Origin of the sequence: Streptomyces sp. NPDC102283, assembly GCF_044766265.1 — a bacterium.
GTDB lineage: Bacteria > Actinomycetota > Actinomycetes > Streptomycetales > Streptomycetaceae > Streptomyces.
The window spans coordinates 40028-60075 of sequence record NZ_JBIWLQ010000028.1 but is presented as its reverse complement, the minus strand read 5'-3'; the positions used below and the strand labels follow the sequence as shown (position 1 = coordinate 60075).

At 72.3% G+C, this 20048-nt stretch carries 22 protein-coding genes and 1 riboswitch; of the genes, 12 read left to right on the top strand and 10 right to left on the bottom strand.

Going from position 1 to position 20048, the window contains the following annotated elements; genetic code table 11:
* The first annotated feature begins 41 nt into the window (after positions 1–41).
* From ACIRJT_RS36130 to ACIRJT_RS36120, 3 genes are all read left to right on the top strand, one after another.
* Positions 42–1439: an aspartate aminotransferase family protein gene (locus ACIRJT_RS36130; protein ID WP_403918085.1), complete on the top strand. Its 1398-nt coding sequence runs from the start codon at positions 42–44 to the stop codon at positions 1437–1439.
* 72 nt (positions 1440–1511) lie between these two features.
* Positions 1512–2120, top strand: a complete 609-nt coding sequence (locus tag ACIRJT_RS36125) for a helix-turn-helix domain-containing protein (protein WP_403918082.1) — start codon at positions 1512–1514, stop codon at positions 2118–2120.
* A 65-nt stretch (positions 2121–2185) separates the two neighbouring features.
* Complete coding sequence (locus ACIRJT_RS36120) at positions 2186–2359, top strand: DUF6126 family protein (RefSeq protein WP_205085224.1); 174 nt, start codon at positions 2186–2188, stop codon at positions 2357–2359.
* A 51-nt stretch (positions 2360–2410) separates the two neighbouring features.
* Here ACIRJT_RS36120 and ACIRJT_RS36115 read toward each other — a convergent pair whose 3' ends face one another.
* Positions 2411–3223: a tyrosine-protein phosphatase gene (locus tag ACIRJT_RS36115; protein WP_403918079.1), complete on the bottom strand. Its 813-nt coding sequence runs from the start codon at positions 3221–3223 to the stop codon at positions 2411–2413.
* A 443-nt stretch (positions 3224–3666) separates the two neighbouring features.
* Positions 3667–3825: riboswitch (cyclic di-AMP (ydaO/yuaA leader) on the top strand.
* A gap of 4 nt (positions 3826–3829) precedes the next feature.
* Here ACIRJT_RS36115 and ACIRJT_RS36110 point away from each other — a divergent pair.
* Both ACIRJT_RS36110 and ACIRJT_RS36105 read left to right on the top strand, forming a co-directional pair.
* On the top strand, positions 3830–4774 hold the full coding sequence (locus ACIRJT_RS36110) for a peptidoglycan DD-metalloendopeptidase family protein (protein WP_403918076.1): 945 nt from the start codon (positions 3830–3832) through the stop codon (positions 4772–4774).
* 161 nt (positions 4775–4935) lie between these two features.
* A complete protein-coding gene (locus ACIRJT_RS36105) occupies positions 4936–5763 on the top strand; it encodes an SGNH/GDSL hydrolase family protein (RefSeq protein WP_403918074.1) in 828 nt (275 codons plus the stop codon).
* A gap of 12 nt (positions 5764–5775) precedes the next feature.
* Here ACIRJT_RS36105 and ACIRJT_RS36100 read toward each other — a convergent pair whose 3' ends face one another.
* Genes ACIRJT_RS36100 through ACIRJT_RS36075 form a run of 6 tightly spaced genes read right to left on the bottom strand, consistent with a single transcriptional unit; the run spans position 5776 to position 12043 of the window.
* Entirely contained in the window at positions 5776–6699 is a 924-nt protein-coding gene (locus ACIRJT_RS36100; RefSeq protein WP_403918072.1) for an STM4011 family radical SAM protein, read from the bottom strand.
* A gap of 7 nt (positions 6700–6706) precedes the next feature.
* A complete protein-coding gene (locus ACIRJT_RS36095) occupies positions 6707–8101 on the bottom strand; it encodes an STM4012 family radical SAM protein (RefSeq protein ID WP_403918069.1) in 1395 nt (464 codons plus the stop codon).
* Positions 8098–8946 carry an STM4013/SEN3800 family hydrolase gene (locus ACIRJT_RS36090; RefSeq protein ID WP_403918135.1) on the bottom strand — a complete coding sequence of 283 codons (849 nt, stop codon included), beginning with the start codon at positions 8944–8946 and terminating at the stop codon, positions 8098–8100. The genes ACIRJT_RS36095 and ACIRJT_RS36090 overlap by 4 nt, the downstream gene beginning before the upstream one ends.
* A gap of 43 nt (positions 8947–8989) precedes the next feature.
* Positions 8990–10147 carry an STM4014 family protein gene (locus ACIRJT_RS36085; RefSeq protein ID WP_403918066.1) on the bottom strand — a complete coding sequence of 386 codons (1158 nt, stop codon included), beginning with the start codon at positions 10145–10147 and terminating at the stop codon, positions 8990–8992.
* Positions 10128–11087 carry an STM4015 family protein gene (locus tag ACIRJT_RS36080; RefSeq protein WP_403918063.1) on the bottom strand — a complete coding sequence of 320 codons (960 nt, stop codon included), beginning with the start codon at positions 11085–11087 and terminating at the stop codon, positions 10128–10130. The genes ACIRJT_RS36085 and ACIRJT_RS36080 overlap by 20 nt, the downstream gene beginning before the upstream one ends.
* Positions 11088–11092: 5 nt before the next feature.
* A complete protein-coding gene (locus tag ACIRJT_RS36075) occupies positions 11093–12043 on the bottom strand; it encodes an STM4015 family protein (RefSeq protein ID WP_403918060.1) in 951 nt (316 codons plus the stop codon).
* A gap of 176 nt (positions 12044–12219) precedes the next feature.
* Here ACIRJT_RS36075 and ACIRJT_RS36070 point away from each other — a divergent pair, with 176 nt between their 5' ends.
* A complete protein-coding gene (locus ACIRJT_RS36070; protein WP_097933007.1) occupies positions 12220–12546 on the top strand; it encodes a hypothetical protein in 327 nt (108 codons plus the stop codon).
* A gap of 100 nt (positions 12547–12646) precedes the next feature.
* On the top strand, positions 12647–13648 hold the full coding sequence (locus ACIRJT_RS36065) for a DUF6745 domain-containing protein (protein WP_403918057.1): 1002 nt from the start codon (positions 12647–12649) through the stop codon (positions 13646–13648).
* Positions 13649–13788: 140 nt separating this feature from the next.
* Here ACIRJT_RS36065 and ACIRJT_RS36060 read toward each other — a convergent pair whose 3' ends face one another.
* Entirely contained in the window at positions 13789–14445 is a 657-nt protein-coding gene (locus ACIRJT_RS36060) for a TetR/AcrR family transcriptional regulator (RefSeq protein WP_403918054.1), read from the bottom strand.
* A 110-nt stretch (positions 14446–14555) separates the two neighbouring features.
* Here ACIRJT_RS36060 and ACIRJT_RS36055 point away from each other — a divergent pair, with 110 nt between their 5' ends.
* Both ACIRJT_RS36055 and ACIRJT_RS36050 read left to right on the top strand, forming a co-directional pair.
* Entirely contained in the window at positions 14556–14996 is a 441-nt protein-coding gene (locus ACIRJT_RS36055) for a PPOX class F420-dependent oxidoreductase (RefSeq protein WP_403918051.1), read from the top strand.
* Between the two features lie 101 nt (positions 14997–15097).
* Positions 15098–16309, top strand: coding sequence for an MBL fold metallo-hydrolase (locus tag ACIRJT_RS36050; RefSeq protein ID WP_403918048.1), 1212 nt, complete (start codon positions 15098–15100; stop codon positions 16307–16309).
* A gap of 95 nt (positions 16310–16404) precedes the next feature.
* Here the strand turns inward: ACIRJT_RS36050 and ACIRJT_RS36045 are convergent, their stop codons facing one another.
* Both ACIRJT_RS36045 and ACIRJT_RS36040 read right to left on the bottom strand, forming a co-directional pair.
* The gene (locus ACIRJT_RS36045; RefSeq protein WP_403918045.1) at positions 16405–17166 is read right to left on the bottom strand and encodes a MerR family transcriptional regulator; all 762 of its coding nucleotides are present in this window, start codon (positions 17164–17166) and stop codon (positions 16405–16407) included.
* A 137-nt stretch (positions 17167–17303) separates the two neighbouring features.
* Positions 17304–17801, bottom strand: a complete 498-nt coding sequence (locus tag ACIRJT_RS36040; RefSeq protein WP_403918042.1) for a hypothetical protein — start codon at positions 17799–17801, stop codon at positions 17304–17306.
* 150 nt (positions 17802–17951) lie between these two features.
* On the opposite strand from ACIRJT_RS36040, the gene ACIRJT_RS36035 reads away from it, so the two are divergent.
* The 3 genes from ACIRJT_RS36035 (at position 17952) to ACIRJT_RS36025 (ending at position 20034) form a co-directional block, all read left to right on the top strand.
* On the top strand, positions 17952–18425 hold the full coding sequence (locus ACIRJT_RS36035; RefSeq protein ID WP_403918041.1) for a hypothetical protein: 474 nt from the start codon (positions 17952–17954) through the stop codon (positions 18423–18425).
* A gap of 150 nt (positions 18426–18575) precedes the next feature.
* Positions 18576–19004 (top strand): pyridoxamine 5'-phosphate oxidase family protein, encoded by a 429-nt coding sequence (locus tag ACIRJT_RS36030; RefSeq protein WP_403918038.1) that lies wholly within the window; start codon positions 18576–18578, stop codon positions 19002–19004.
* Between the two features lie 100 nt (positions 19005–19104).
* Complete coding sequence (locus ACIRJT_RS36025) at positions 19105–20034, top strand: oxidoreductase (RefSeq protein ID WP_403918036.1); 930 nt, start codon at positions 19105–19107, stop codon at positions 20032–20034.
* The last annotated feature ends 14 nt before the right edge of the window (positions 20035–20048 follow it).

The following is a 20048-nucleotide window of genomic DNA, read 5'->3' as shown; positions in this document are numbered from 1 at the left end:
CGGCCCCCATGGCGCAGCACACCCGAAGGGAAGAGCGGGCGATGACCGACGGCGGATCCCGGGGCTTCGACCTGGCCCGGCTCCTGGCCGAGCGCGGGGCCGAGCGGTACGACCTGCACGCACGCCACCTCAACCACCAGCTTCCGCGCATGCTGCACACCATCGGCTTCGACAAGGTCTACGAGCGGGCCGAGGGCGCGTACTTCTGGGACGCGGAGGGCAACGACTACCTCGACATGCTCGCCGGGTTCGGCGTCATGGGCCTCGGCCGCCACCATCCCGTCGTCCGCCGGGCCCTGCACGACGTCCTGGACGCGCAACTCGCCGACCTCACCCGCTTCGACTGCCAGCCGCTGCCCGGACTGCTCGCCGAGAAGCTGCTGACCCACAGCCCGCACCTGGACCGCGTCTTCTTCGGGAACAGCGGCACCGAAGCGGTCGAGACGGCGCTGAAATTCGCCCGCTACGCCACCGGGAGGCCCCGGGTCCTCTACTGCGACCACGCCTTCCACGGACTCACCACCGGCTCCCTCTCGGTCAACGGGGAGAGCGGCTTCCGCGACGGCTTCGCGCCCCTGCTGCCGGACACGGCCGTGCCGCTCGGCGACCTGGAAGCGCTGCGCCGCGAGCTGAAGCGGGGCGACGTCGCGGCCCTGGTCGTGGAGCCGATCCAGGGGAAGGGCGTGCACGCCGCGCCGCCCGGCTATCTGCGCGAGGCGCAGGAGCTGCTGCACCGGCACAGGGCTCTCCTGATCGTCGACGAGGTGCAGACGGGTCTCGGCCGGACCGGGGACTTCTACGCCTACCAGCACGAGGAGGGGGTGGAGCCCGATCTGGTGTGCGTCGCCAAGGCGCTCTCCGGCGGCTATGTGCCCGTCGGCGCGACCCTCGGCAAGGACTGGATCTTCCGCAAGGTCTACTCCTCGATGGACCGGGTCCTCGTCCACTCCGCGAGCTTCGGCTCCAACGCCCAGGCGATGGCGGCCGGGCTCGCCGTCCTGACGGTGATGGAGGACGAGGAGACCGTCGCCAACGCCCGGCGCACCGGCGACCTGCTGCGTGAGCGGCTGGCGGCCCTGGTGGACCGTTACGAGCTGCTGCACGAGGTCCGCGGGCGCGGGCTGATGATCGGCATCGAGTTCGGCCGGCCCGCCTCGCTCAAGCTCCGCAGCCGCTGGACCATGCTCCAGGCGGCCCGCAAGGGCCTCTTCGCCCAGATGGTCGTGGTGCCGCTGCTCCGGAAGCACCGCATCCTCACCCAGGTCTCCGGCGACCACCTGGAAGTGATCAAGCTGATCCCGCCGCTGGTCATCGGGGAGGCGGAGGTGGACCGCTTCATGACGGCCTTCACGTCCGTCATGGACGACGCGCACAGCGGCGGCGGGCTGATGTGGGACTTCGGCCGGACGCTGGTCAAACAGGCCGTGGCCAACCGCTGACCGGTCCGGGGCGGGAATTGCCTCTGAGGTAAGTTATTTGCCTCAGAGGAAAGATCCTGGCCCAATGGAGGCATGAACCCTGCGGACGAAGGGGTGCCGGACGAGCTTCCCGGCGTCGCACCCCGACTGCGCGACCTGCGTCGTGACCGCGGTCTCACCCTGGAGACCGCCGCCGGCCGGGCCGGACTCTCCCCGGCACATCTCTCGCGGCTGGAGACCGGCCGCAGGCAGCCCTCGCTGCCGATGCTGCTGGGGCTCGCCCGTATCTACGGTACGACGGTCTCCGAGCTGCTCGGCGAGCAGCCGCCCGAACGGGACGCGATCGTCCGCGGCGGAGGCTTCGAGGGGGCGGAGGCCGACGGCTGGATGTACCGGCAGGCCGGTGGGTCCGGCCGCGCGATGCAGGCGCTGCGGGTGCGCGTTCCGTACGGGGCCCAGGGCGACCTGGTCCGGGTCCATCCCGGCGAGGAGTGGCTGTACGTCCTGGAGGGGCGGCTGCGGATCGGCCTCGGCGACACCGTCCACGACCTCGAACCCGGCGACAGCGCCCACTTCGACTCGCTCACCCCGCACCGGATCGCGGCCGTCGACCGCTGCGGCGCGGAGCTGCTCTTCGTCCACTCCCTGCTGCAGAGCCCCGCCGCCGAGCTGTGCCTCGGCAACGCCCTCCACGCGCGCTGAACCGGCTGCCCCGGCCGGCTCCATCCTTCGCTCCACCGGCCGCGAGGCCGACAGAGAGGACCGTCATGTCCGATTCCGAGCACTACGACCCGCTGGGCCCCGGCCGCCGCCCGAACGAGGACCCGCAGGAGAAGCGGATGCCGCGCGGTGTTGTCATCCGCCTCTTCGCCTACCTGGTGGCCGGCCACGTCATCGCGGGCTTCCTCTACCTGCTCTTCGTGGTGGCCGGGAGCAAGTGACGCGGTCGGACGGACGACCGCCCGCCCCGGACGGATCGCTCGCCGTTCGGGTCAGCCCTGGTCGAGCAGGCGCTCACGCAGCCGCTCCCGGGTCTCGGGGGAGACCTTCAGTCCCTCCGAGAGGTAGCGGTCCGTCGTTCCCCAGTTCTCCTCGATGGTCGCGAAGGCCGCCGCGAGGTAGGCGGGCCGCGCCCCGAAGAGCGGGTCCAGCAGCTCCAGCACCTCGGGCGACATCCCGGTGCCGGACGCCTCGGAGCGCTTCACGGCGTAGCGGCGGTGGAGGTCGTCGGACTTGAGGTAGTCCTCCTCGATCGCCTCCGGCTCGACGCCGACCGCCAGCAGGGCGACCGCGATCGAGAGACCGGCCCGGTCCTTCCCCGCCGCGCAGTGCATCAGGGCGGGGACGCTGTCCTCGGCCAGGGAGTGCAGCACCCGGCTGTGCTCGGCGGTGCGCTCCTCGATCGTCGCGCGATACATCCGGATCATGCGGTCGGCGCCCTTGCCGTTCGCGAGGACCGAGCGCAACTGCTCGATGTTTCCGTCGCTCACCAGCCGCCAGAACTCCGCGCCGTCGGCCGGGTCCGAGAGCGGAATGCTGACATTGCGGACACCGGCCAGCTCGATGTCGTACCCGTCGAGCCGGTGGTCGGCGGAGTGGCGGAAGTCGAAGATCGTGTGCAGCCCGAGCCCGCCGAGGAAGGCCGCGTCCTCGGCGGTGGCGTGGGCCAGGTGGCCGCTCCGGTAGAGCCGCCCGAAGGCGGTGCGCCGCCCGTCCGCGGTGGGGAGCCCGCCCACGTCGCGGAAGTTGCGGACTCCGGTCAGCACGGTCTCTGTCGGCGGGACCTGCGGCACCTGCTGCGTCACGGTCACTCCTGGGGTCTCTGGCGTCGGCGCGGCTCGCCGGCGAGGGCGCTCCCGTGACGATACGACATCGATTAGACGGAAAATCATCACGGTCGCGCGCCCCGGTGCGGGTGTCGAGGCGACCGGTCTGACCTGGCGTCAGAAGCGAGGCAGACCGCATGTCCGTATTGGTGCATTTCGCAGAACATGCCCCGCTAATGGGGGAGATGGGATTCCGGAGGTGAGCGGGATCATATCCGTGACGGTCCGTGGTGAGCGCGCCCCGGGGTATTCCCGTTGCCCGCACGGAAATCCAAGATCCGTAATCCACGGAGTGTGACGGGAATTCCGGAGCGATATTGAATCGATGATTCCGGCGGGCAACCGATGGCTTGTTCCGCTCGTCCTGACTCGTTTACGGTCGCCGCAATCCGGACGGACCGCCTAATCCTGCCGCCGCCCGGAATTCGCACCCACCCACAAACGCGTGGCAGGAGCGGGGGAACCAGGTAAGCCGCCGATCCGGAGCGATCCGGACCGGCTCGGGGTGAAGTCGCCGCAACGCGACAGGGCATCTCCAGCCCGAACCCGACAGCTCACCTCGCAGGCGCCGGAGAGGACCATCCCATGCCCGCAAAGGGTAAGCACCGTCGTTCGAAGTCCGGCCCGATCTCCCGCGGCGTCCTCGTCGCAGGGACCGGCGGCGCCGCACTCGTCCTGCCGCTCATCGGCGCCACCGTGGCGAGCGCCGCGGACCAGGCCGCCCCGGCCGTGAAGCCCGCCGCCGCCTCGGTCGCCGCCGCGCACACCGCCCCGGCCGCCGCCCCCACCGCGTCGAACGCCGCCCCGAAGACGTACGCCGTCGTCTCCGGCGACTACCTGGCGAAGATCGCGGCCGAGCACCAGCTCAAGGGCGGGTGGGAGAAGCTGTACCAGGACAACCGCTCCACCGTCGGCGAGAACCCCGGCCTGATCCACCCGGGCATGAAGCTGACCCTCGGCGCCAAGGGCTCCGCCCCGGCCGAGAAGTCCGCGGCGCCGAAGAAGGCCGAACCGGCGCCGAAGGCCGCCCCGAAGGAGGCCCCGAAGGCGGACACCGTCTCCGCCGACGACTCCGAGGGCTCCGGCAGCCCGTCGCGGACCGGCTCCTCCGAGGCCACCGGCTCCGGCTGGTCCGCCCCGCTGGCCAGTGCCAACGTCACCACCCAGTACCGGGCTTCCGGCGCCAGCTGGTCCAGCGGCTACCACACCGGCTCGGACTTCCAGGCCGCCTCCGGCACCCCCGTACTCGCCATCGGCCCGGGCACCGTGGTCTCGGCCGGCAACAGCGGCTCCTACGGCAACGAGGTCGTCATCCAGCACGAGGACGGCATGTACTCCCAGTACGCCCACCAGTCCTCGCTCAACGTCTCCGTCGGCCAGACCGTCACCGGCGGCCAGCAGATCGGTCTCTCCGGCTCCACCGGCAACTCCACCGGCCCGCACCTGCACTTCGAGGTCCGCACCGGCCCGAGCTACGGCTCGGACGTCGACCCGATCGCGTACCTGCGCCAGCACGGCGTCTCCGTCTGACCGGACACGGCGAGGAGTGATCGAGGGGCGGTGCGCGGCGGCGCACCGCCCCTCCACTTATTCCGGCTTTACCAAAAACTGACCGGGTGGTCTATCTCACCACCCGTCAACCCCGTATTACGGTCGCGTAGGTCACATCGCACGATGCAGGATAAGTGCTTGTGGCAGACGATTCGAGAAACAACCAGCAGCACACCATCGGGTCGTACGCGGCGATTGGCGACAGTTTCACCGAGGGCGTCGGCGACCCCGGCCCCGACGGGACGTATCTCGGCTGGGCGGACCGCTTCGCGGTACTCCTCGCCGACCGGCTCCCGGCCCCCGACGCGGTGGCCGGCCCCGAGGACTCCCCGCACGGGGACTTCCGCTACGCCAATCTCGCCGTACGAGGACGTCTCCTCGACCAGATCGTCGAGGAGCAGATCCCGCGCGCCAAGGAACTGGCCCCCGACCTGGTCAGCTTCTGCGCGGGCGGCAACGACATCATCCGGCCCGGCACCGACCCCGACGACCTCGCCGAGCGCTTCGAGCGGGCGGTCGCCGACCTGAGCAACGCCGTCGGCACGGTCATGGTCACCACCGGCTTCGACACCCGGGGCGTTCCGGTGCTGCGCCACATGCGCGGCAAGATCGCCACGTACAACGTCCACCTGCGGGCCATCGCCGACCGCTACCACTGCCCCGTGCTGGACCTGTGGTCGCTGCGTTCCGTGCAGGACCGGCGAGCGTGGGACAACGACCGGCTGCACCTGTCGCCCGAGGGCCACACCCGCGTCGCGCTGCGCGCCGCCCAGGTCCTGGGCCACGACGTGCCCGCCGACCCCGACCAGCCCTGGCCCCCGCAGGTCCAGCGCCGGCCCTTCGACGCACGGCGCGACAACATCCAGTGGGCCCGCGAATACCTCGTGCCCTGGATCGGCCGACGACTGCGCGGAGAGTCCTCCGGCGACCACGTCGCGGCGAAGCGCCCGGACCTTCTGCCGCTGTAGCCGACGGGACGGTCAGGGCCCCAGCAGGGGAAGCGCACGCCGGGACGGGCTCGGCACCACGAGCCCGTCCGGCGGCGTGCCCCCGTCCAGGAGGCGCCCTGCCGGTATCCGCTCCAGGACACCGCCCGCGAACACGTCGTACAGCGGCAGCGACTCCAGATGCACATAGCCGATGTGGCAGTCGCACACGGCGAGCGGACAGGCCCGCGGGCCGAGCGCCCGGCGGTAGCTGCCGTCGTAGAGATTCCCCAGCTCCGCCTTGACGAAGTGACAGCGGCGCACCGTGCCGTCACCGTCCACCGAGATCACCGACTCGCCCGTCCGGCAGGGCAGCCCCGCCGAACGGTGCGGATCACGGCTGTAGGGGAACAGCGGATCCAGCTCCGTCCACCGCGCCGCCTCCTCGTCGGTGTAGGTGTGCCCCTCGGCGGCGTTCACCCAGAGATAGACCTCCTGCGGCAGCGCCGCCCGCAACCGCCGCGCCTCCTCCAGATGGGCGTCGAAGCCCACCACGCCGACGCTGTAGCGGATTCCCCTCGCGGACAGCTCCCGGCACCTGCCCAGGAACCGCTCGTACGGTGTCTGGCCCGGGTGGTACGTGCACCAGAGCGCGATCCGCTCCGGATCGGCGTCCGCCAGCCAGTCGGTGCGGCAGCTCAGGTTCGTCTGGATCGCCACCCGTCCGATGTGCGACAGCCGCGAAAGATCGGTCAGCGCCCGCCGGTACCAGGAGCGCACCAGGCCCTCGCCCCACGGGGTGAACAGCACGGACAGCCGGTCACCGGTCCGCTCCGCGGCCCAGCCGGTGAACCGCTCCAGCGCCTCCCGGTCCGCCGTGAGCTGTGCGCGGCTGTCCCGCCGCTTGGCGAACGGGCAGTACGGACAGTCGTAGTCGCAGGAGGCGAGCGGGCCCCGGTAGAGAATCGTCAGGTCCACGGCCCCGTCACTTCCGCTCGTACGCGGCCATCGCGGCCCGCACCCCGGGGGAGAACAGCGCGGGACCCAGCGCGTCGGAGTGGGCGAGGCCCGACGGGGACAGCCTCAGCAGACCGTCCGGCGCCGACGCGTCCAGCCAGCCCCGGGCCGCGAACCCCGCCAGCTCGGCCGGGAAGTCCGCGCCCGGGTCCGTGCCGAACCGCGCCCGGTAGTCCGCCACCGGCAGCCCCGCGGCCTGGAGCAGCGACTGCAGCAGATGCCGTCGACGTGCCTCGTCCGCGTCGACGTACCGGCCGACCTCGGCCCGGGAGAAGTCCTCGGCAACGGTGAAGCGGTCGATGATCGACCGGATCTCCCGCATGTCCACCGCGTAGTCGAAGGAGTAGTGCAGGGCGCCCGTGTACGACCGGGCCCCGCAGCCCAGGCCGATCATGCCGTCGGTCTGGCAGGCGTAGTCCTCGGGACCCTCCTGCTCCCGCGGGGCATCGGTCCGCCGGAACATCCGCATCGACACCTGCTCGTAGCCCTGTGCCAGCAGATGGTCCCGTCCCGCCGCGTACAGCCGCAGCCGCTGCTCGTCCCAGGCGGCCTGCTCCAGGGCCTCCGCCCCGGCGCCGGCCGCCGCACCCGGGCGGTGCAGACCGGTGAGCGGGCGGACGTACAGCGGATAGAGATACAACTCCTCCGGCCGCCAGGCCAGCGCCGCGTTCAGCGAGGCCAGCCAGCTGCGCTCGGTCTGCCCGTCGATCCCGTAGATCAGGTCGATGTTCAGCACCGGGATCCGGGCCTCGCGGATCAGGCCGAGCGCCGCCTCCACATCGGCGCGGCGCTGCGGGCGGACCGCCGCCCTGGCCTCCTCGTCCACGAAGCTCTGCACACCGATGCTGATCCTCGTCGTGCCCCGGTCGGCCAGCACCGCCAGCCGGTCCGCCGTCGCCGTGGAGGGGGAGGTCTCCACCGACAGCGGCACCGAGCGCAGGTCGGCGCCCATCCGCTGCTCCGCTATGTCGCAGAGCCGCTCCAGCTCACCTGCGGTCAGGAACGTCGGTGTGCCGCCGCCGAACGCCGCCGCGGCGAATCGCACCGGCTCCTCGTCGCCCAGGGCGTCCCGCACGGACACGGCCTGCCGCTCCAGCGCGTCCAGATAGCGCGTCGTCAGTTCCTCGGGCGCGCCGATCCGGGTGAAGAGGTTGCAGAAGCCGCAGCGGACCTCGCAGAACGGTATATGGAGATAGAGGGAGAGCGCGTCCTTGGGCTCCGCCGCCCACAGCGACCGCAGCGACGGGCGGTCCTCCAGCGGCCGGTAGGCCGTCTTGTGCGGATAGGCGTAGACGTAACTCTCGTAGGGCCGGACGGCGGGGAGCGTGGCAGCGGCCGTGTCCGTGGCGGTGGTGGCGGTCATCGGGTGGCCCCCGGTTCCAGTGGTGCGGGTGGTGCGAACGGTGCGGGTGGTTCGAGGAAGAAGTGCGCGTACGGGACGGTCCAGACGGCCGGGTGGCCGAGCCGGTGACCGGTGTAGCCGTCGTCGCCGTAAGCGGTGCCGTGGTCCGAGCAGACGATGGCGAAGCACCGGCGGCGGCTGCTCGCGGCGGCGAAGAGCCGGCCGATGTGCCGGTCCACGTACTCCAGGGCCGCCGCGTGCGTGGCCCGGGAGTCGCCCGCCTCACGGGTCGCCCCGGGCAGATGGAACCAGTTCGGCTGGTGCAGGGCGGACACGTTGACGAAGAGGAACAGCCGCCGCTCCCGGGGGAGCGCCGCGACGATCCGCTCCGCCCCGGCCACCTGCTCCTCGAACGAGGTGGGGGAGGCGACACCGAAGCCGGGCTCCCAGTGGCTCTCCTGGAACATCCCGGGCAGCACCGAACCGAGCGGCCCCTGACGGTTGAAGAAGCCGACTCCGCCGACACACACCGTGCGGTAGCCCTCGGCGGCCAGCCCCGACACCAGATCCGGCGTGTCGAACACGAACGTGCCGTCCGCCGTCGTCTCACTGCCCGCGAACCGTGCCGCGAACAACCGGGGATGCGGCCCCGGGGAGGCGGGCGTGGGCAGGAACCCGGCGAACATCGCCTGGTGCGAGGCGTAGGTGAAGCTGCCCGGGGCGTGCCGCTCCTCCCAGACGCCGCCGGGCAGATGCCGGGCGAGGTTGGGGAGGCGCCCGGCGGCCGCCAGCTCGACGGCGACGTCGTGGCGCAGGGTGTCCAGGGTGACCAGCAGCAGATCGTGGCTGCCCACGACCTCGGCCATGTCGGGCCGGCCGGGCCCGCCGGGCGGCCGGGACGTGTCGAGGTCAGGAAGGGGTGACGGCACGGTGGTTCCTTGCTCGGTCCAGTACGGCGGCGACCTGCGCCGCGTAGGTGTTCAGGCCCTCGGCGCCGCTGCCCGGCAGACCGGTCAGTCCGGGCAGCAGGTCGCCGAAGGCGTTGACCTCGCCGACGGCGAAACGCCGCCAGCCGGCCGTGGGCAGGAGATCGACGCCCACACAGGGCGTCGCGGGGAAGCAGGCCGCCGCCCGCTCGCACATCGTCAGCGCCTCACGCCAGCAGCCGCCGGCCGCCGCCACGGCGGCCCGGACCTCGTCGAGGTCGCCTCGCGCCCCGCCCAGGTGCAGATTGGTCATGGGGCTCGCGCTCGTCCGCACCACGGCGTGCGTCGCCCGGCCGCCGACCACCACGATCCGCAGATCCGCGACCCGCCCCCGCTGGGACGCCTTCGGCAGCCAGCGCTCGATGTGCAGCCCGTCCGGGGCCAGCGCGTCCACGATCGCGCCGACCTCCGCCTCCGAGGTGTAGCGCCGCACCCGGAGCGAGTTGAACAGCCGCCCCGACGCGTCCCGCTCCACCGAGGTGCTCGCACGGACCCGGCCGGGACCCGCCGTCTCCACCGCCAGCACCCCGGAGGCGGAGGAACCGTGCGCGAGCTTCACGAACGCCCGGGGCATCCGGTGCTCGCGCAGCGACTCCCGTACGTCGGACCAGCCGCGCACCGGGACCGCACCCGGGCCGGACGTCGGCGAGGCGGGCACGGGAACCCCCGAGCGGTCGAGGAGCCCGTGGCACAGCCGCTTGTCGAAGAGCGCGGCGATGTCACCGGGGGAGCCCAGCACCTCGGCGCCCGCGGCAGACGCCGCGCCCGCCACCGCGTCCACCGCCGCGGTGAAACGCGCGTACCACCGGGCCGAACCCTCCACCCGGGTCGGATCGTCGACCCCGCGGAGCAGCCGCTCCACCTCGGCGTCCTCACCGGGGGAATCGATCCGTACGCTCTCGCCCGCCGCGAACACCACCTCGCCACGCAGCACCTGGAGCCAGGACACCACCCGGGCCGGGGGCAGACCGGCGGAGCGCACGGCCTCCTCGAAGAAGGCGACCCGGCGGTTGTCCGGATTGCCGACGACCGCGAAGCGCGGCACCGGGCCGTCCCCGCCGCTACTCGCTGACGGCGACATAGCGTTCCGGTTCGTAGTCCTCGTCGTCCGGGTCCCCGTAGTCCTCCTCGGCCTCGCCCGCCTCGACGACGGCCGGAGCGCACGCGGCCCTGACCCGGTCCAGCACCGGCTCGGTGAGGTAGTGGTGGCGCAGGTCCAGCGTGGACAGATGGCTCAGGGGCTGCCCGTTGAGCAGGGCCTCGCCGCCCGCGTCGCTCAGGGTGCCCATCGACAGCGCCAGGGTCTCCAACTGGGCGATGACGGGCGCGGAACCCACCGCGGCGGCGATCTCGTCCTGGATCTCGCTGTTCTGCAGCCCCAGGTGGCGCAGCCGGGGGAACACCGCACCCGACAGGACCGGCAGGATGTCGTCGACGGTGGCGTCGCCGCCGTACCACGAACTGCCGAACCACAGGTCCAGCCGCTCCAGCGCGGGCAGTTCGCTCGCGGCGACCGCCCGCACCAGCTCGCCGGGAAGGCCGCCGGACTCGAAGCGCAGCGTCCTCAGAGCCGTGTGGCGCAGCCGGCGCAGTCCGAGCCCTTCCCGGCCGCAGCCGCGCACGGCGAACTCCTCCAACAGCGGCAGGGCTTCGAGCACCGGGGTGATGTCGCACATGCGCAGCCAGGAGACATGGCACTCCTCGTCCGCCACATCGGCGAGGAAGAGCCCGCGCAGCGCCGGGAAGCGGTCCGCGTGGGCGACGACGAGCTCCATCACCGGGGCGAACGGAAGGTACTCGTCATGCCACCAGGGCCCTATGACGAGTGCTCGGACCTGGTGCGAGTCGACCGTGTCCAGGAACTGCTGCCACACGGTGGCGAAATCCGTGTCCTGGCCGTAGTCGCCCTCCAGCCGCCAGGCGACGGAGTCGGCGGCGGGCAGGGCCCCGGGAGACTGCTCCGGGGAGTGGACCGGCAGCCCGTGGAAGCGGTCGAGGTGCTGGATGCCGAGGTACGTCATGACGCCTACTCCGAGACGGCGGTGTAGCGGCCCTCGGCGCCCCGGTCGCCCCAGGGCTCGCGCTTCTCCGCGAGATCGACCCGCACGCCGTGCGGTTCCAGGGCGGAGCGGACCCGCTCCGCCATCGCGTCGGTGAGGAAGTGGTGGTGGAGATCGAGGAGTTCCAGATGGGTCAGCGGCTGCCCTTCTAGGAGGGCGGCCGCCCCCTCGTCGCCCAGCGTCCCGTTCGACAGGTCGAGCACCCGCAGCTGGGCGACGACCGGGGCCGAGGCGACGGCCGAGGCGATCTCGTTCTGGATCTCGCTGTTGCGTACGCCCAGGTGGTTCAGCCGGGGGAAACGGGTGCCGGAGAGCAACGGAGCGAGGTCGGTGAGGCTGGTGTTGCCCTCGTAGGCGGACACGCCGAGCCAGAGGTCCAGCCGCTCCAGCGCGGGCAGTTCGCTGTCCAGCACACCCCGCACCGCCTCGGCGGGGAGACCGCCCGCCTGGAGGGTCAGCGCCCGCAGCCGCTCGTGCTTCGTCGGTGGGAACACCAGCTCGGAGCCGCCGCGCACGCCGAACTCCGTCAGCGCGGGGAAGGCGGCCAGCAGCACGGTCACGTCCGACTGCTGGATCCAGGTGATCTCGGCCTGCTCCGCCTCCAGATCCCCGACGAACACCGCCTCCAGCGAGGTCAGCCGGTCGGCGGCGGCGATCACCAGGTTGATCGGAACCGAGGAGGTCTCCTCGTACGACTCACCCCACTGACCGATGATCAGGGCCCGGACGCCGGACGGGTCGACCTGGTCCAGGAAGTCGGCGAACTCCTCCTCCCAGGGCCGGTCGTCGTCGTACGGGTCGACGGAGACACGCCAGGCCACGGCGTCCGGGGCGGGCCGGGCGCCCCCGTCGGTCGTGTGCTGGAAGTCGGCGACCGGAAGGCCGCCGAACTCGTGCAGATGCTGCGCACCGTACATGGCCCTGAACTCCTGATCCTGGGGACGGCTGATGTCCGCAAGGTTTATCAAGTCGCACTGACAACGCGGCGACCGGGACCCGCCCACGGCCGTCGCGCCGGTCCGTTGTCAGACCCTGCCCGTAGCGTTTTTCCCGTGGTCGGCACAGCGGGTGCCGCAACCGAGGGGAGACGTCCGTGTACCGGCAGGGCGATGTACTGATCATGGAACTGGAGGAGTCGGCGGTGCCCGCCCCCTTCCTGGAGGCACCGGGCGAACTGCGCGACGGGCGGGGGCGGCTGGTGCTCGCGCTGGGAGAGGTCACCGGACACGCGCACGCCGTGCAGGGCCCCGGCCGACTGATCAGGGAAGCGGGCCGGTTCGGCCCGATGCTGCTCCATCTCCCCGAGGGCGGGCGGGTGGTGCACGAGGAGCACGCCGTGATCCCGCTCCCCAAGGGCTGGTTCCGCGTCGTACGGCAGCGGGAGTACGCACCCGGCGCGATCCGCATCGTGGCGGACTGACGGCTCCGCCATGCCGGAGCAAGTACGGCTTTCCAGAACGGGCACGGCCACAGCGGGCACGGCCATTCAGAACGAGCACAGCAGGGGACGGGGACAACCGATGCAGAACGTGAACTCCTGGCGGAGCGTGGCGGCGGGGACCGGCCGGGCGGACCGGGCGGCGGCCGAGGCCGGTGTGCGGCGCGCCTATCGCACCGCCGGCCTGGCCGAGCCGGACCGGATCATCTGGGCCGCATCGCCCCGGGCCGCCGTCGAAACGCTGGAGAAGCTGGCCGACGCCGGACGGTCGGTGCGCGAGGAGGTCCGCACCCGTCCATGGGCCGAGGAACGCCGCCGGATGTACGACGAGCTGGGCCCGGCGGGCTGGTCGGCGCTCTGGTCCGCCACCGGGGCCCAGCTCTGGGAGACCACGAGCGCACTCGCCGAGCGCATACGGACCGGTGTCGTCGCCGACCTGGCGCCCCGGCCCCAGGACGAGGGTGCCGTGCGGATGGTGCTCCTGGACGCCGTGCTCGGCCAGCACGACGCCGCCTGGCTCGCCGCCTTCGACGGCCGGGGCGACCGGCTGGCGGGGCTCGCGGAGGTGGCCCGCAACGCCGGCTGGTGGTGGCCCTACGAACACGCCGCGGTCATCAGCGAGCGGCCGGACGTCCTCCACCGCGACGAGGCGGGCCGGCTCGACCACGGTGAGGGGCCGGCCCTCGCCTACGGTGACGGATTCGCCCTCCACGCCTGGCGCGGCATGCCCGTTCCCGCCGCGTTCCTGGCCGAGCTGCCCTCCCTCACGCCCGAGCGGATCCGCGCCGAGGAGAACGCGGAGCTGCGCCGCGTGATGCTGGAGCACTACGGCTACGACCGGTATCTCACCGAGTCGGGCGCCGAGCCCGTCCACCGCGACGAGACGGGCATCCTCTGGCGCATCGCGCTCGACGGCGACGAGGACGTGGTGATGGTCGAGGTGGTCAACTCCACCCCCGAGCCGGACGGTACGTACCGCACCTACTGGCTGCGCGTGCCGCCCGCGACCCGGACCGCGAAGGACGGCGTCGCCTGGACGTTCGGACTGGAGGGGGCGGCCTACGCACCGGTGCGCCAGACCTGACCCGGGGAGTCGTCGGGGCGGAGGCGCCGCGGGCAGGAGCCGGGCCGAGAAGCCGGGGCCGAGGGACCAGGGAGCCGGGGGAGGGGGCACGGCGGGTTGAGCGCGGCGCGGCCGGTGGGCCGGGCCTTCGGGCGGTGCCGTCAGCCGGTCGCGGAGGGGCCCGTTCCGTGGGGACCGGTGGTCGGCGGACCGGTCAGGTCCGCCGGATCGATGCCCAGCTCACGGGCGAGCGCCTCGTCGGTCCACCGCAGCATCGTGGCCCGGGAGAGCGGACCCGCGTACGAGGTGGTCTGCACCGCCATCCCGTCCAGCAGGGCGGTCAGCCGCCAGGCCGCCGACCGGGGATCCTCGCACCGGAACTCTCCGGCCGCGGCGCCCTCCTCGATGACCCGGGCCAGTTCCGCCTTCCACCGATGGTCGAGGTCGCCCGCGACCTCCCGGAGGACGGGATCGCGCAGGGAGGCCGCCCAGCCCTCGATCCACAGCCGCCAGCCCTTCGCCTGCCCCGTCGGGGCGTACCACCGCACGGCCGTCCGCAGCCGTCGTACGGCGGTGGTGCGGCGGGCCAGCAGCTTGCGGAGATGGGCGAGATCGGCCTCGGCCGCGTACGCGAAAGCCGCCGCGACCAGCTTCTCCTTGGTCGAGAAGTGGTAGAGGACGAGCGCGTTGCTCACGCCCAGCACCGAGGCCACATCGGCGATCCGCACGGACGAGACGCCACGGGCCTCGATCTGTCCGACCGCCGCGCGCAGCAGCTCCTCACGCCGCTCCGCCACGTTCAACCGGACTCTCGCCATCGGGCCACCCTAACCAGTGCGCCAGGTCAGCGAGGGTGGGGCGGCGCACGGAGCAGGCGGCGGCCGGGGCACACCGGAATCCTCCGGAGCGCCCGGACGTTGCATCCTGCATGACGCGAATCGAACCGGCACAGGAAGCACTGCTCCGTCTCTTCGGTGAGCACGACGGCGGCGTCCTGGTCACGCTGAAGCGGGACGGACGCCCCCAGCTGTCCAACGTCAACCACGCCTTCGATCCCGAGGAGCGGGTGGTCCGCGTCTCGATCACCGAGGGCCGGGCCAAGACCCGCAACCTGCGGCGGGACCCCCGGGCGAGCTACCACGTCACCAGCGACGACCGCTGGGCCTGGACCGTCGCCGACGGAACCGCGGAACTGACCCCGCCCGCCGCGGCGCCGGACGACGCCACGGTGGAGGCGCTGATCACGCTCTACCGGGACGTCAAGGGCGAGCACCCCGACTGGGACGACTACCGGCGGGCCATGGTCCAGGACCGCAGAGTGCTGCTCACCCTGCGCATCGACCACGTCTACGGGCAATCGCGTGGCTGACGTCGCCGCCGCCGGGGCGGTTGCCCCGTTCAGCATCTTCTGGTCGCCCTGTCGTACAGGCCGACCATAATGAGACGACACCGACTCCCTCAGGAGATGTTGTGACCGGCGCTGACTACTTGCTTCCGTTCCGCACGAAACTGCGCTCGATGCGCACCGAGTCCTTCGGGGCCGATCCGGCCGGAGCGCGGATGGAGCGCATCCGCCGCTCGCCCCATTTCGTCGACGGGATGTTCCAGAACCCGGTCGGGGCGAGGACCCGGCCCTCCGGGTCCACCGTCGAATTCGCCAAGATCTACTTCCAGAAGGAGCAGCGGGCCCGCAGGACACCGACGGGCACCGTGCCCGTCCACGCCACGACCCTCGCCGACCTGGCCGCGCCCCCCGCCACCGGGCTCCGGCTCACCTGGATGGGCCACTCCAGCGTGCTGGCGGAGATCGACGGCAGGCGAATCCTGTTCGACCCGGTCTGGGGCGAGCGCTGTTCCCCGTTCCCGTTCGCCGGGCCCAAGCGCCTGCACCCCACTCCGCTGTCGCTGGCCGCGCTCGGACCCGTCGACGTGGTCGTCATCTCCCACGACCACTACGACCACCTCGACCTGCCGACGATCCGCGCCCTGGCGGGCACCGACACGGTCTTCGCCGTGCCGCTCGGGGTCGGCGCCCATCTGGAGCGCTGGGGCGTCCCCACGAGCCGGATGCGCGAGCTCGACTGGAACGAGACCGCGACCGTCGCCGGAATCAGCCTCACCGCCACCCCCGCACGCCACTTCTGCGGCCGCGGACTGCGCAACCAGCAGCACACCCTCTGGGCCTCGTGGGCTGTCACGGGCCCGGAGCACCGGATCTACCACAGCGGGGACACCGGCTACTTCCCCGGCTTCCGGGACATCGGGGCCGAGCACGGGCCCTTCGACGCCACCATGATCCAGATCGGTGCGTACTCGGAGTACTGGCCGGACATCCACATGACCCCCGCCGAAGGCATGCGCGCCCACCTGGACCTCCAGGGCGGCCGCCCGCACGGTGTGCTGCTGCCGATCCACTGGGGCACCTTCAATCTGGCGCCGCACGCGTGGGCGGAGCCCGGGGAGTGGACGAAGGACGCCGGGGAGGACGCCGGGCAGGCGGTGGCCTTCCCCCGGCCGGGGGAACCGTTCGAGCCTGCGGGAGACCTCCCCGTGGAGCCGTGGTGGCGGCCGCTGTCCACCTCCCTCGCCCGCCCGTGGCGCCGCACCGGGAAGCAGGCCGGACCTGGACCCGGCCCGGCACCGGCGGCGCGGGGCGATCTCGACCTTGCCTGGGAGCGCTGACCGGATTCCCGGCGAAGCCGCCCACCCGCGCCTCCGCCTTCGCCGTTCACCGCTGACGGTCGCCGCCGATCGTCCGGCGGCGACCTTGTGGCCGGTCAGGCGAGCCGGGAGTCCGCGTAGGCCTCGATGGCGTCCCGCTGATACGCGGCCAGGCCGGGGGCGATGGCCTCGTAGGCGGCCCGCCACTGCTCGTTGTCCACGCAGGAGCGCCCGATCGCACGGAACTCGTCGGCGGACACGGGGTGCAATGCCGTGAGCGCGCGGTACTGACCCTCGATCTCGGCCTGTACGGGCCCGGCGTCGGCCGGGGAGCCCGCGGCCAACTGCTCGGCCAGCCGGATCATCAGCGCCGTGCGCTCGCGCTGCCCGGCCTCGGTCTCGGCCGGGGTCAGGGCGGCCGCCCGTCGGGCGGCCTTCTCGGCGAGCCCGGGAAAGTCGCGCAGATTCTCCTCGTACCGAGAGGGCTGGATGCCCTCGAACAGGTTCTCCGGTCGGTTGATGGAGGTCATGGGCCTACCGTCCTTTCTGGACTGCTTCAGCTCGGCGATCGTGCGGGAGACGGTCGCGGCCAGGGCGTTCAGCCGGTCTCTCTCCGCGAGCAGCCGTTGGTGGTGCCCACGCAGGGCCTCCACCGTGTCGACCTGGTCGGCGAGGACCCTGCCGATCTCCGGCAGTCCGACGTCCAGGGCCCGCAACACGAGGATCTGCTGCAGCAGCAGGAGTTGGTGATCCTCGTAGTAGCGGTGGCCGTTGGAGCCGATCCGGGCCGGCGGCAGCAGACCGATCTCGTCGTAGTGCCGCAGGGTCCGGGCGGTCACGCCCGACATCCGGGCGACCTCCGCGATCGGCCAGTCCATCGTCACTCCCTCACGAGCGCCTTGCCGGGCCGGTTCTTCCGGCCCTGGTCATGACCGTAGAAGCTGCCGCAGCGGCACCTTCAAGGCTGAATCCGCGCCGGTCGAAAGACCGGCCCACCAGGGTGTGGCGGCCGGCTTCAGCACCGGCCCTCCTCGACGGTGATCGAGAGGCTGACCGTGACGCTCTCCAGCGCCGACTCGGGCTCCGGCGGCGACACGCCAAGACAGAACGCGTCGTCGACGTCCTTCGCCGTGACCTCGAACAGGTCGACGGACGGGTCCGCGTCCTCGTCGTGGGGATCGTTCGCGTCCTCGACGTACACCGCTCCGCCGGTCGAGGGGCCTTCGCCGCTCTTCTCCAGCGCGTCGCGGATCAGGCGGTCGTATCCACCGGTCCAGGTGTTGAAGGTGTGTCGCTCCGACTCCAGGTCACGGACGGCCGTGTGCACGGCGTCGCGCAGCTCGCCCTCGCTCAACGAGGAACTCGCCTGGAGGTAGTACATGCCCCCGGCGGCGAACAGCAGGGATCCGATGATGAGGGCGACACCGATCGGATGGTTCGGGTTGTAGACGTAGCGACTTGTTCCCCAGTTCGAGCGGACGAATATCGGCTCGTCGTCATGATCCTTGCTCATGTGCGGGAGCCTAGGGCCTCCCGTTCGGATCGCTCCTGGCCCGTCGCCGCCGGGCTACGGCCCTCGGGGCGGGCCGTGGAGTCTTCGTCATGCTCCCGACACCGCCGACGACGCAACGATCGGAGGCCGGTGCGCGTCTCATCGGGTGTGATGGATCTTCCCGGGACCACGTATCCCGTCGACACCCAGGACGAGCACGAGGACGAGCGAATTCGGTCCGGCCCGCTGTGGCGCCACGCGCTGTGGGCGGCGCTCGTCACCGCCGCCGGACTGGCGCTGGGATGGCTGGGCGCGTTGTTCCGTATCGGCCCGGAGGAGTACGGCCTGCCGCCCGCCGCTCCGGGAGCGCTCTGGCCCTATCTGCTCGCCTGGGCCGCGATCGGCCTGGTGCTGGGCGCCGTCCTGCGGTTCGTGGCGGCCAGGGTGCCGGTCTACTCCCCGTCGGAGGTCCTCCTCGGCACCGTCATGATCGGCACCCGGCTGTCCCTGGGCTGGCGGCCGGAACCGCTCGAAGTCGCGGGCCTGGCCGCGGCCGCGCTGCTCCTGGTGGCTCTCTGGTGCGCCGTCGCGCTGCGCGGGGCGGCCGTCGTACGACGGTCCCAGGACGCTCCCGGCGTCTCCTAGGGCCCCTGCGCGCCGGGTCGAAGGGTGTCCCGCTGCGGTCCGCGGGGCACCCCGCACGACACGCCGCGCACTCCGGCGCCGGTGACGGGAGGCACGCCCGGCACGGGGCACACTGGTCCAGCCCCCGGAACCCGTACGAAGGAGCGTGCCGTGGCACTCACCCGTGAAGAGCGTGAACAGTTCCTCGCCGAACCCCATGTCGCCGCTCTGGCCGTCGCCTCGCGGGGCGGCGACCGGGCCCCGCTCAGCGTTCCGATCTGGTATCAGTACGCGCCGGGCGGCGACGTGCGCATCCTCACCGGCCGCACCTCGCGCAAGGCCGAACTGATCGACGAGGCGGGCCGGTTCACGCTGCTGGTCGACCGGCTGGAGCCGACCATCCGGTACGTCTCCGTCGAGGGGCCCGTCGTCGACACCCGACCCGCCACGCGCGCGGACCTGGAGGAGGTGTCGGCGCGCTACCTTCCGGCCGAGAAGGTCGCCGGTTACGTGGACTTCGCCTGGGAGAACCACGGCGAACAGGTGGTGATCACCCTGCGCCCCGAACGCTGGGTCAGCTCGGACCTCGGCCGGGTCTGAGCCGCGGCTGTGCGGCCCGCGCGGCGGAGTCCTGCCCCGGCGGGCCGGGCGCCGGGCGCCTTCCATGTGTGGCGACGCCGGCACGGGGGAGGCGCGCACCATGCACTCCTGGACTCTTGACGACATGCCCGACCTCTCCGGCTCCACCGCCGTGGTCACCGGCGCCAACAGCGGCATCGGTGCGGTGACCGCCCTCGTCCTGGCCCGCTCCGGCGCGCGAACCGTTCTCGCGTGCCGCGATCCGGAGCGCGGTCGGCGTGCCGTGGACGCCGTCCACCGAGCCGCCCCCGGCTCGGACGCCCGGCTCGTCCGCCTCGATCTGGCCGATCTGAGCAGTGTGGCCGAGGCCGCGGAGGTCATCGCGAAGGAGGTCGACGGGCGGCTCGACCTCCTGGTGAACAACGCCGGGGTGATGGCCCTGCCGCCACTGCGTACGGCGGATGGTTTCGAGATGCAGTTCGGCACCAACCACCTTGGCCACTTCGCGCTGACCAACCGGCTGCTGCCCGTCCTCGGAGTCCGGGGTCCGGCGCGTGTGGTGACTCTCTCCTCGATCGGCCACCGGATCGGCCGTATCGACCTCGGGGACCTCAACGCCGAGCGTGCGTACAGCAAGTGGCGGGCCTACGGCCAGTCGAAGCTCGCCAACCTGCTGTTCACGAACGAGTTGGACCGGCGGGCCCGCGCCGCAGGCCGGGACCTGGTCGCGCTCGCGGCCCATCCCGGGCTCTCCGCAACGGAGTTGGGGCAGGCCGGACCGCGTCTGGCCGGGCGGAACTGGGCCGCGAAGCTGGAGCGCGCCTCGCGTCTGTACACCCAGTCGGCATCGGCGGGGGCTCTGCCCGTGCTGTACGCGGCGACGCTGCCGGATGCCCCGGGCGGCTCCTACTACGGCCCCGCCCGCCTGGGCGAGACCCGGGGAGCCCCGGCGCCCGCCCGGAAGTCGCGGCGCGCCCAGGACCCGGTCATGGCGCGGGCGTTGTGGGACGAGTCGGCCCGGCTGACCGGGCTGGACGGCGACGCGGTGTGACGCCTGCCGGGGCC